This window comes from Sandaracinaceae bacterium (assembly GCA_016706685.1).
Classification (GTDB): domain Bacteria; phylum Myxococcota_A; class Polyangia; order Polyangiales; family Houyiibacteriaceae; genus JADJJE01.
Genome location: JADJJE010000015.1, coordinates 145585 through 158250 on the forward strand (window position 1 = coordinate 145585; position 12666 = coordinate 158250).

General features: G+C 71.0%; 4 protein-coding genes. 2 read left to right on the top strand and 2 right to left on the bottom strand.

Annotated features, from left to right (window positions below):
- The first annotated feature begins 289 nt into the window (after positions 1-289).
- Positions 290-1552 (top strand): OmpA family protein, encoded by a 1263-nt coding sequence (locus tag IPI43_19785; GenBank protein MBK7776344.1) that lies wholly within the window; start codon positions 290-292, stop codon positions 1550-1552.
- A gap of 35 nt (positions 1553-1587) precedes the next feature.
- Positions 1588-7998, top strand: a complete 6411-nt coding sequence (locus IPI43_19790; protein ID MBK7776345.1) for a tandem-95 repeat protein — start codon at positions 1588-1590, stop codon at positions 7996-7998.
- Positions 7999-8011: 13 nt separating this feature from the next.
- On the opposite strand, the gene IPI43_19795 is transcribed toward IPI43_19790, so the two are convergent.
- Complete coding sequence (locus tag IPI43_19795) at positions 8012-8818, bottom strand: crotonase/enoyl-CoA hydratase family protein (protein ID MBK7776346.1); 807 nt, start codon at positions 8816-8818, stop codon at positions 8012-8014.
- Between the two features lie 78 nt (positions 8819-8896).
- Positions 8897-12661, bottom strand: a complete 3765-nt coding sequence (locus IPI43_19800) for a protein kinase (protein ID MBK7776347.1) — start codon at positions 12659-12661, stop codon at positions 8897-8899.
- Between the last annotated feature and the right edge of the window lie 5 nt (positions 12662-12666).

A 12666-nucleotide genomic window follows, 5' to 3' on the forward strand; every position in this document is an offset into this window, starting at 1 on the left:
CCTTTCACTGTGATTTTCTTCTGACTTTTGCCTGCTCTGGATGAAACCCAGATGAAACGTGCTTGTATCGCCGCCGCGACACGCGCCGTATGGGCGAAAACCCCTATGAGAAAGCGTGTCGCAAAGCAGCGGAGGTGCGCGGCGACGTGGTACCGTGTGGGCTCTTATGCGCTCGCCCGCCCCGCTCCGCCCCGCTCTCGGCCTCGCTCGGTTCGTCGCAATCACCCCAGGGGCGCGACTTCGTTCGCGGGTGCCTCAGCGGCGACCAAAGTGGGCCGGGGTCACGCTCGTGGCGCTCGGTGTCGCGCTCGCCGTGGCCGCGATTGCGCCAGTGCCTGCTTTCGCGCAGGCGGGGCGCGGCCCACACGTGCTGCGCGTCGAGGGCGCCGTCGGCCTGTCGCTGCGTCGCAACGACGACCGTGACAAGTGGGGCTTCGGTGTGGGTGTGGGCTACGAGTACCGCTTGTCGCGTTGGCTCGGCCTCGAGGGCATGCTCAACGGAGTCTTCTTCCCCTACGACGAGGAGCTCTTCGTGGGCGGCGGCTGGGCCACGTATATCGGCTTCGGCCTCGGCGCGAAGCTGCACGTGCTGCCACAGGACTCGAGCGTGGATCTCTGGCTGAACGGCGGCGCCGACGCGGTGCTCACGGGCTCGCTCGTGCGGCCGGGCATCCATGCGGGCGTCGGGCTCGATCTGCGGCTCGGCTGCGGGGCGGTGGGCATAGGCCCCTTCGCGCGCTACAGCCACGTGTTCCAGCCCAACGGAGCGCCACAGGGTGGGGCAGACGGACGCATCCTGCAGGCGGGGCTCGCCTTCACGTGGGGCCCGGACCCGGCTTGCTCCGGTGAGGTGGTGGAGCCTGAGCCGGAGCCGGAGCCGGTGGTGGAACCCGAGCCGGAGCCGGTGGTGGAACCCGAGCCGGAGCCGGTGGTGGAACCCGAGCCGGAGCCGGAGCCGGAGCCCGTGGTGGAACCCGACCCCTTCGAGGACCCCGAGCCCGTGGTGGAGCCCGAACCGGAGCCCGAGCCGGACCCCGAGCCCGTGCCCATCGACCGCAGCGAGGACCCCGCTCGCGGGGATGGCGGCCGCGACCGCGATGGTGATGGTGTGCGTGACTCGCAGGACCGCTGCCCAGACGAGCCGGGCGATGCGCGTCATCGTGGCTGCCCCGGCCGCACGCACACGGTCACGCTCGACACCATCGTCTACTTCGACTTCCAGAGCGCCACGCTCAACGCCGACGGCATCGACGCGCTGCGAACCGTCGCCCGCATCATGCGTGACGAGCGCGGCATCCGACGCGTCCGGGTGGTCGGTCACTCGGACCACCTCGGCGACGCGGCGTTCAACCGCTGGCTGAGCCGAGAGCGTGCGCACGCCGTGGTGAGCTGGCTGGTGCGACAGGGAATCCACCGGAGCCGATTCGTCATCGACGGGGTGGGCGACACCGACCCTGCCGTGCAGGCCGAGACCGCCGAGCAGCTCGGCCCCAACCGCCGCGTGGAGTTCGAGATCATCGACCCCGCGAACGGCGTCGTGCGAGGTCAGTGATGGAGTCGAGGAGCAACGCCATGAACGCAGGACGCATGACCAGTTCTCGCAACCCCGCGGCTCGGCTCGCGCTGCTGCTCTCGGCAGCCGTGTTCGCGGCGGGCTGTGGTGAAGCGGTGGTCGGTGGCTCGGAGCTGCGCAACACCGCGCCCACGCTCGGAACCTTCACGGACCTCACCACCGACGAAGACACGCTCGTGACGGGCAGCTTCACGGTGGCGGACGCCGAAGATCTCGCCACGCTCACGTTCACCGTAACCTCGTCGGACCCGGCCGTCGTGTCCTCGGCGGGTGTCGTCATCACGGGCAGCGGCACGGACCGCACCATCAGCATCCTGCCCGAGGCGAACGCCAGCGGTCTGGCGGTCATCACGGTCCTGGTCTCCGACGGCGAGTACTCGGCCACCGGCACGTTCACCATCACCGTGCTGCCCATCAACGACCCCCCGGTCATCGCGCCCATCGCCAACGAGTCCACCACGGAGGAGCTGCCGGTTGGTCCCATTCGCATCACCGTCACCGACATCGACAGTCCGCTCGGCGACCTCACCCTGACCGCGGTCTCCGGGGATCTCGGCATCGTGGACGCGGCGGGCGTCATGGTGGCCGGCAGCGCCGGGGCGTTCACCGTCACGCTCTCCCCACTGCCCGACGCGTTCGGAGAAGTGGTCATCACGGTCACCGCGAGCGATGGCGCGGCCAGCAGCGTGGCGTCGTTCACGCTCACCGTCACGAACGTGAACGACGCGCCCACCATCACGGCGCTCACCGATCTGACCACCGACGAGGACACGGCAACGGCGGCGCTGCCCTTCACCATCGCCGACGTGGACACGCCCGTGGGTGACCTGCTGGTGACGGTCGTTTCCGACAACGCCACGCTCCTGCCCCCCGCCAGCTTCATGCTGGGTGGGAGCGGGGCGTCCCGCACGCTCACCATCCTGCCCGCTACGCAGCAGAACGGCAGCGGCACCGTGACCGTCACCGTCAGCGATGGCTCGCTGAGCGGCAGCACGTCGTTCGTGCTCACCGTCACCGCCGTGGACGACGCCCCCGAGATCATGGGCGTGACCAACGTCACGGTCATGGAGGACCCCGCCGCGGTACCCACGCTGGCCTTCACGGTCGTGGACGTGGACACCCCAGCGCCCACCGTCACCGCCACGAGCGACAACCCGGCGCTGGTGCCGAGCGGGGCGCTCACCATCGTGAACGGCGGTGGCAACGCCTACACGCTCTCCCTGCCGCCACTGCCCAACGCGTTCGGCATGGCCACCATCGTCATCACCGCCAATGACGGCGTGAACGCGCCCGTCACGTCCAGCTTCGTGTTCACGGTCACGCCGGTGAACGACGCGCCGGTGCTCACCGCGGTGATCCCCAACCGCTCCACCAACGAGGACACCCCGCTCTCGTTCTCCTACGGCATCAGCGAGATCGACGACAATCTGGACACGCAGGTGACCTATGCGCTCGAGCTCGTCAGCGGCAGCGCCACGCTGTTCCCTGCGGCCAACATCGTCCTCGGCGGCGCCGGCGTGCTCCGCACCGTGCAGCTCACGCCCGCGCTGAACCAGAACGGCGTGGTCCGCTTCCGTATCGTGGCCACGGACTCCGGCGGCAGCACGCCCACCGTCCTGACCGTCTCCCAAGAGTTCGACATCACGGTGGTGGCCATCAACGACGCGCCCACCATCGTGCCCAGCGCACCCGTGCCCAACCCGCTCTTCGCGGAGGAGCGCAGCTTCGGCGCGCCGCCCAACATCGGCCCGCTCACCTTCACCATCGCCGACGTCGAGACGCCGCTCGGCTCGCTCACCATCACGGCCGCGCGCGCCAACGGCACGGTCATCGACACCGTCACGTTCGTGGCGCAGGGCGGGGGCGTGTTCGAGCTGGGCGCGTCCAGCTTGGACTTCATCTCCGGCGACGAGACCATCACCATCACCGTGACCGACAACGGCGCGGGGGGCGTCACAGGCAACGCTCAGTCCACGTTCGCCATCCCCGTGAGCGTCGTCCCGGTCAATGACCCGCCCGAGTTCGTCAGCTTCAGCGGTTCGCCCACGGTCGCCGGCACCGAGGACACCGCCTCGGTCGTGCCCTTCGTGGTGTTCGACATCGACAACGCGCAGCCGGCCGCCTTCCCCGTCTCGGGCGGCTCGGCCGGGTTCACGCTCACGGCCACCACGCCGGGCATCCTCGGCTCGTTCAGCGTGGCGTTCATCGCCGCCGCAGGCCCGAACCAGGGGCAGTGGGCGCTCACGCTCAACCCGGCGCCCAACGCCAACGGCTCCACGCAGATCACGTTCGTGGTGCGCGACCCGCTCGGCGTCTCGGACCCGCTCTCGCGCGACACCGTCACGTTCACCTACAACGTGGCCGCCACCAACGACGCGCCCACCATCGCCAACGTCACCAACGTCACCATGGCCGAGGACACGGTCGGCAACGCGGTGCTGAGCTTCAATGTCAGCGACATCGACGACGTGCCGAGCACGCTGGTGGTCACGGGCTCGTCTTCGCTCCCGGCGCTGGTGACCAACGCCAACCTGGTGCCCACGTGTGACGCGCTGGGCGCCTGCACGCTCACCATCACGCCGCAGCCCAACGCGTTCGGGGTGGCCACCATCACCCTCACGGTCGCCGACGACGGCCTCCCGCCGGGCACGGCCTCCGCCAACTTCCAGCTCACGGTCACCAACGTGCCCGACGCGCCCGTCATCACGGCGGTGGCGGATCGCACGGGTGCCTCGGCGCTCACCGAGGACCTCGCCAGCGTCGTCGCGGTCACCGTGCAGGACCCCGACCTGTGCAACGCCGCAGGCGGCGTCAACGGCGCCGAGAGCATCACGCTCACGGCCTCGTCCAGCCAGACCACGCTCCTGCCCAACGCCAACCTGGTGGTCGCGCCCACGGGCGGCACGTGCGCGCGCACGTTCAACCTCACGGCCACGAGCGGGCTCAACCAGTTCTCGCCGCCGAGCGCCACGGTGACGCTCACAGCCACCAGCAGCGACACCCTCAGCGGCACCGACGCCTTCGCCGTGGAGATCAACCCGGTGGATGACCCGCCCGTCATCTCGGCCATCGCCAACCAGACCATCTCCGAAGACGGCATGACCACCGCGCTGGCCTTCACGGTCACGGACGTGGACACGGCCATCACCCTCGCCGACCTCCAGGTGCTCACCAGCAACGGCGCGGTCGTCCCCGTCAGCGGCATCACGCTCGTGAGCACCGGCGGGTCGGGCAACGTCACCAACTGGACCGTGCAGGTCACCCCCCTGCCCAACACGTTCACCAGCGGGGTGCCCGTGACGGTCACGGTGCGCGTGCTGCCGGGAGACGCCAACCAGACGGACGAGACGTTCACGGTGACCGTGAACCCCGTCGACGACCCGCCGGTCATCACGCAGATCGGCACGCAGCCCATGGACGAAGACACCACGGCGATGATCACGCTGACGGTCACGGACATCGACTCGCCGTGCAGCGCCATCACCCTCAGCGGCACTAGCAGCGACACCAGCGTGGTGGCCAACCCCGGCATCAGCGACGGGACCATCTGCCCCAACCACGTGCTGGTCATCGCCCCCGTGGCGGACCAGTTCACGAGCCCGCCCGTGGGCAACACGCTCGACATCACGGTCATCGCCAATGACGGCACCTCCAACTCGCTGCCCATGACCTTCGCGCTGGACGTCCAGAACACCGATGACTCGGTGGTGGCGGCCAACAGCGCGTTCGCGACCACGTGGGGTGTGCACCTCCCCGCCGCGGTGGCCCGCACGCTGACCGCGAACGACCCGGACCCCGTGGACACCGTGGCGTATCGCGCCGACAGCGGCACCACCACGCTGGGCGGCTTCTATCAGGTGTTCGCCAATGGCACGTTCGTCTACGCGCCGCCCACCATCTACGCCCTGGGCGGGCCCACCGGCACGGCCGACACGTTCCCCTTCCGCGCCGTGACCGGCGGGGACACGGGCGCCGACCCGTGCAACGCGCCCACCTGTGACGAGGCCACCGCCACCGTCAACCTCTCCGGCGTGCAGCAGCTCATCATCGACGACACGGTGAGCTACGCGGCGTGCACCGACCTCCCCGCCGACGAAGAGGGCGCGTGCGGCACGGACTTCCGCCCGTTCCCCACGCTGGGCACCGACGCCGTCGAGGCCGACTCGGTTCAGTGGGCCACGCTGTTCACGCTGCGCTTCGGCAGCGGCACCTACGACACCGACGCGAACGGGCTCAGCCTGCGCGCGCAGCAGACCGTCACGGGCATTCCCATGCCCACCAGTCCGGTCATCCGCAACGCCACTGGGCGTGCCGTGGAGATCGACGCGGGCGCAGCGGGCGCGACGCTCACCGCCGTGGACATCCTGGCGGGAGGCGGCGAGGGCGTGGACGCACGCGACGACAGCGTCACGCTCACCAACGTGGACGTCACCTGCACCGCAGCCGGCGCCTTCCACGCGGTGCGTCTGGGCGGGGCCACCAGCGCCAGCACGCTCACCGACGTGGCCATCGACCGCACCAACGGGGGCGGTGTCTCGGCTGCGCTCTTCTCCTCGGGAGGCGGCATCACCCTCGGCGGCACCGTCACGGTGGACGCCGCAGAGGCCTCCGGTGTGGTGCTCTCGGCCACCACGGTGAGCTCGTTCTCGCTGGCCTCCGTGATCGTCGATGCCACCGCGCTGGCTGTGGCCAACCGCGGCATCGCGCTCGACAACGTGACCGGCACCGTCACGGTGGTGTCGGCCGACATCACCACCCGTGGCGGCATCGGCATTCGCCTCAACGCCTCCACGGGGCTCACCCTGAACGCCGGCGGCGCTGGCGGCTCGATCACCACGGAGGGCGCGCGCGCGCTCGAGGTGTCCGGCGCGGTCGCCACGCTCACCCTCGATGACGTCACGGTCACCGGGTCGGCCACGGGTGCCATCAACATGACCGGTGCGGGCGGCAGCAACGTGGCCATCGGCGTGCTCTCCGCCACCACCACTGGGGGCACCGCGGTGTCCCTCAACGGGCCGCTGACCTTCGGCGTCTCGGGGGCCACCTCCACCATCACGGCCACCGCGGGGCCGGCGTTCGTGGCAGCCAACAGCGCGCTGGCCGTCACGCTGCGCACGGCGGCATCCAGCGGGTCGGCCACCACCGGTGTCTTGCTCACCACCACCACCGGTACGTTCACCGTCACCGGCACGGGCACCACCACGGACAGCGGCGGCGTCATCGCCTCGCCGGGCGGGGTGGGCGTGGTGCTCAGCTCCGCCGCGGGGGTCAGCCTCGCCAACCTGACGGTGGACGCCGACGCCGACACCGGGATGACCATCACCGGGGCCAGCACCGTGTCGCTCGACAACCTCGAGGTCACCCAGACGGGGACCGATGAGACCGGCATCACCGTCATCGACCTCACGGGCACGCTCGCCATCGACGGCGCCACCATCTCGGGTACGGGCCTCGAGCGTGGCATGTTCGTGTCGGCGGCCACCGCGAGCCCGAGCGCGACGCTGACCTTCAACGACCTCGACATCGAGACCGAGATCATGCCGATGGGGGCGCCCATTCATCAGGCGCTGGTGGTCTCGGCTTCCGGGACCGAGAGCGTGGACGTGGTGCTGACGGGTGCCAGCCTCATCACCCACGGCGCCCCGAACTCCGCGGCGCTGCAGGTGAGCGCGACGGGGGCCTCGGCGGTGCAGGTGGACACGCTCGGAAGCACGCTCAGCTCCACCTCGCGTGGCCTCTGGGCGCTGGCCGACGGAACCTCCACGACGCGCGTGCTGGTAGACACCACCGCCATCTCCGCGGTGCGCGCCGCCGCGTTCCTAGACGTGCTCGCGCCGGGGGCGGCGCTGTCCTACGACATGTCGGGCGGCTCGCTGGTCATCGCAAACGGTGGCCCCAACCGCGCCGCGTTCGACCTCTTGGCGGAGGAGGGCCAGGCCGACATCCTGCTGGACGCCGTGACCGTCACCGCCCAGAACGCCACGGGCATCCTCGCGGTCGCGGCCGGGGACTCGGACGTGCGCATGAGCGTGGTGAGCTCGCCAGTGACGCTCACGTCGCTCACGGCGTCGTTCGTCGGCATCGAGGTGGCGACGTCAACGGGCTCGACCGCCACCATGAGCGCGGCCCTCGACGGCAACACCGTCACCGGCGGCGGCGCCGACGTGGGCATCCGCGCGCGCGCCCTCGCGGCTGGCAGCACCACCTGCGTCAACGCCGAGGACAACGCGTCGGCGGGCGTGACGTCCAGCTACACCATGGGTCAGACCGCTGGCACGTTCCAGTTCACGGGTTGGAACGGCGCCTTCACGCTGCTGGCCAACCTGATGGTTCGCGGGAACACGGTCACGGGCGCGGCCCCGGTGGCCGTGAACACCATCGCTGCGGGGATCTGCACGGCGCCCACGGCCGTCACCCCGCTCTGACCGACGTTGGCGATCACTTGCCCGTGAAGACGGGCTTGCGCTTCTCGAAGAAGGCCGTGGGGCCCTCCTTCGCGTCGGCGCTGCGGAACACGGGACCGCCCAGCTTCTCTTCCTGGGCGAGCGCCTCGGTCTCGGTGAGGCCGTCGCTCTCCACGAGGCTGCGCTTGATGGCGCGCACCGCGAGGGGACCGCACGCGGCCACGCGCTCGGCCAGCTCACGCGCCTTGTCGAGCGCCTGGCCGTCTTCCACCACGTAGTTGATGAGACCCCAACGCTCGGCTGTCTCGGCGTCGATGCGGCGTGCCGCCAACAGCATCTCGGCGGCTCGCGCGTAGCCAATCTGACGCCGCAGCCGGATGGTGGACCCGCCCAGCGGGAAGAGCCCGAGGGCCGCCTCGGTGACGCCGAAGGTGGCGCTCTTGCCGGCCACGCGCAGGTCCGTGCCCTGCAGAATCTCCGTGCCACCTGCCACAGCGAACCCTTCCACGGCGGCGATCACGGGGACCGCAGGGCGGTACTCGCGCAGCAGCGCCTTCCAGTGGATGCGCGGCTCGGTCTTGAAGCGCTCCTGCAGCATGAGTGTGCGCTCGTCTTTCTGGCCGAGCTGGTTCTCCTTGAGGTCCGAGCCCGCGCAGAAGTGGCCCCCCGCGCCGGTCAAGATGATGGCGCGCACCTCGGTGTCGTCGTCACACATCTGGAAGGCGTCGGCCATCGCGATGAGCATCTCGAGGCCAAAGGCGTTGCGCTTCTCGGGGCGGTTCATCGTCAGGGTGACGATGTGGCCATCGCGGTCGATCTTGAGTTGGTCAGACGTAAACACGGTGCTCTCCTAGAACGTGTTCTATCTCGCGGGCGCAGCGCGATCAACCCGCGCGTTCGGGCCACGGGCTGCAGGCGCTCACTCGGTGCGCAGCGGGCCCACCCAGATGCCCAGAAAGGCGTCCGGATGGCGCACGCCGAAGGCCCGCAGGTCATGGCGCGCCTGGTCGATGAACGTGGCGCCGGCGTCTCCTCCGAGGGCCACGCCGTGTGCTGCGCGCGCGATGGTCGCCATGGTGGCCATGCCGCGCCGGCGCAGCTCCACCTCGGCCTCGTGTAGCGCCACCATCGCGTCGGTCTCTCGACGCCGCTCGATCAGCAAGAGTCCGTCCAGCAGCCGCGCCAGGACGTGCTGCGCGGGGGTGGCGTCGGCCCGGATCCCACCGGCGATGCGGTCGGCCAGTGCCAGCGACTGGCGCACGCGCAGCGCATGGCGACCCGAGCGCGCGCTGGCGAGGGCGACGAGGGCTCGCCCCATGTGCAGCTCCACGTCCAAGTGCTCGATGCCCAGATGCGCTCCGCGGGCGTCAGGACCGAGGGTGGACTGCACGCTGTGCTCGGCGTGCTCGGTGTCGCCCTCGTACAGGTGCGCGTAGGCGGTGGCCAGGTCGGCTAGCGCGTACGGCAGCGGGGCGGACGAGCGATCCCAGACCGACCGCACGCGCTCGGCGCGCCGCAGCACCTCTGCCGCGTCGCCTTCCGCCAGCTTGGCCAGCGCGCACGTGCCCGTGGTGAGGGTGGTCTCGAAGAAGCGATCGGCGCGCGGCTCGGCGTCGGACAAGAGCCCCTGGATGCGCGCGGACATGGCACGCAGCTCGCCCAGCTGCGTCATGGCCCACAGCATGTACGTCTCGGCCACCGCCAGCTCCCAAACCTGTGCCCGCCCCCGCTCCCGCGCAGTGCGCAGCGCGCGCGCCAGCTGACCCCGCGCTTTGGGGTAGTCACCCGCGGCCACGCTCAGGATGCCGCGCAGCAGCGGCAGCAGCGTGGCGGCGCGCACCTGCGACTCGGGGTCGGTGGGGGTGAGACTGGTAGCCCGCGCGAAGAGCGCGTCCACATCACGCCGCGCGGCCTTCCCGCGCAGGCCGGTCATGAACGCCTCGGCCCACAGCGAGCGGGCTAGACGCCGAGGGTCGGCCAGACGACGCGCGTAGCGCTGATGTCGCAGCTGCAGCCAGCCGGCGCGCGTGGGGTCGATCAGCGCGAGGCCCGTCACGGCCTCCCAGTGGGTGTCCACCAGCTCGGGCAGCAGCGCCTCATCGCTCGCCGTGAGGGCCTCTCCGAGCACGCGCCGCGAGCTCTCGGCCGCGGCGGCCACCACCCGCGACACCAGCGAGTTCGGGATGTCCAGCAGCTCGGCGCCGAGCAGCGTCAGCTGGGCATTCATCGCGGCCTCGCCCTCTTCGAGGTAGCCGCTGCGCAGCAGGTGCCCCGCGCCGATGCGACGACACTCGTGGGAGAGCGGGGTGGTGGGCGCCGAGTCGGCCGCGCGCACGTAAGCGCGCCCTGCCTCGGCGCCTCGGCCTGCCAGCGCCAGTGCCTCGGCCAGGCCGCGCCGATGCTCGAAGGTCACCGCGTCGTGCGGCAGGAGTTGCACGGCCATCTGCGCGAAGCGCGCCGCGCGCTCGAACCGCAGCGAGGTGCGCGCCGTGTTGGCGGCCGCCACGGCGAGCTGCGCCGCCAGCTCGTGCAGCCCCGCTGCGCGTGCGTGGAAGAGCAGCGTCTCGTGGTCGTCGGGCCGCTCGGCCCGCACCGCGTCCAGCAGCGCCAAGTGCAACGTCACACGGCGCTCGGGGTCCAGCTTGGCGCGCACCAGCACGCGCACGCGATCTTCGTTCACGTCCAGACGCAGCCCGCGCCCGGCGGGCAGGCTGCGCACCAGCTCCTGGCGGCGCAGCACCGCCAGCGTGTGGGCTTCGTCCGCGAGGCCGCCCAGCGCACGCAACAGCACGGTCAGCGTCTCGCGGTGGGTGGCCAGCGACACCGCCTCCAGCAGCCGGCGCGCGTCTCCCTGCAAGAGATCGATGCGCGCCTGCAGCACGTCCACCACGGGGTGCTCGTCGAAGCCATCGCGCGCGCGGGGGGTGGTCTCCACATGCTCGGCCAGCTTGCGCACCAGGGCGGGCAGCCCGGCCGCGCGGGCAGCGATCTCGGTGGCCCACTCGTCGTGCACCCCGTCGCCGAGCCACGCCTGCGCCAGGCGCTTGGCCTCCTCCGTGGACAGCGGCGCGAGCTCCATCTGCGTCAGTCCGCCGAACGCCTCGGGGCGCCGCAGGATGTCGTCGTACATGGGTGCGCTGTCTGCGTGCGGTTCGCTGCTCTCCACCGAGCCCACGAACAAGATGGGAGGCGAGGACGGGTGCCCCAACAGCGCGCTCAAGATGGGCAGGCTCTCCTCGTCGCCCCAGTGCAGGTCGTCCACGATGATGAGCCACGGTCGGTTCTGACCTACCGCGTGCACCAGACGTCGAAGCGCGTCGAGGGCCCCGCGCCGCACCTCACGCGGGTCCAGCGAGGATGGCGCCGTGGCGCGCGCGCCTGGGTCCGGCGCCAGCGCGGGGACGCGCGCCAGCATGGGAAACAGCGTGAGCAGCGGCTGAATCTCGTCGGGTGCCAGCTCGCTCCCGAGGTCCACCTCGGACGAGCGCAGGTACGTGACCAGCTCGTCCAGCACCTCGTCGAGCGCTCTGTGGGGCACGAACTCGCGCTCGTAGCAGGCACCCACCAGCACGTTGGTGTGCTCTGTGCCCCGCACCTCCTCGGCGAAGTGACGGAGCACGGCGGACTTGCCCACGCCACGCGGCCCCTGCAGCAACACCGTGTGCCCGTGCCCCGCGCGCGCCACCTGCTGGAGCGAGGCACGCAGCGCGGCGAGCGGCGCGTCACGGCCCAGGAGCGGGACGCTGGCCAGCAGCGGTGTCGGACCCAGCGAGTCGCCGAGGGTGGCGCGCAACTCGAAGGCGCTCGGCCGGAGGGCAGGGTCGATGGACAGCAAGCGCATGGCCAGCAGCTCGAGGTCCACGGGCACCGTGGCCTGCGTGAGCTCGCTGGGCGCCACCGGCGTCACGCGCTGCTTGCGGACCATGATCTCTTCCGAGTCCCCCGCGAAGGGGCGCACACCCGCCAGCGCCTCGTAGAGCATGACGCCAACACCATAGAGGTCCGACGGCGTGCCCAGCGGCGCGCCGGCGGCTTGCTCCGGCGACATGTACGAAGGCGTGCCCACGATGGCGCTGCCCTCACTCGCGGAGCGCAGGTCCGTGACCAGCCCGAAGTCGCAGACCACCACGCGCCCGCCGCGCGTCACCAGCACGTTCGAGGGCTTGATGTCTCGGTGCAGGCGCCCCGAGCGGTGCACCACGTCGAGCCCCAGCGCCAGCTGCCCGAGGGCGTCACGCAGGCGCCCCTCGGACAGCGTGCCGGTGTCGACGTGCACGAAGGGCGACGAGCCCGACCCCGTGGGCGAAGCGTCCTCCGCCACGGCCACGGCCTCGGAGTCGCGCGTCTCGCTGCGGCGCAGTTGGTAGCCCGGGCGCACCCACTCGAGGAAGTTCACCCCGTCGATGCACTCCATGGTCACGAGCCACTCGCCGTCCCAGCAGAGGAGCTCGTGCAGTTGCAGGAGGTTGGGGTGGTCGAAGCGGGTGAGGGCCCGGAACTCGCGCTTGAGCCCAGCGATGGAGTCGGCCGTGGGTTTGCGCAACGCCTTGACCGCCACCACCGCGTTGCGCTCGTGGTCGAACACTCGGTAGACCGTGCCGCCTGCGCCGGACCCGATGGCCTCGGGGTTGGCGAAGCGACGTCCGCGGGCGCTGCTCAGCCAGCGCGGTGGCGGGGCGCTCATGGTGA

Bases quoted from the DNA above. Each gene is read 5' to 3' on its own strand.
- IPI43_19790 (MBK7776345.1), top strand. From the start codon at position 1,588: ATGACCAGTTCTCGCAACCCCGCGGCTCGGCTCGCGCTGCTGCTCTCG.
- IPI43_19800 (MBK7776347.1), bottom strand. From the start codon at position 12,661: ATGAGCGCCCCGCCACCGCGCTGGCTGAGCAGCGCCCGCGGACGTCGC.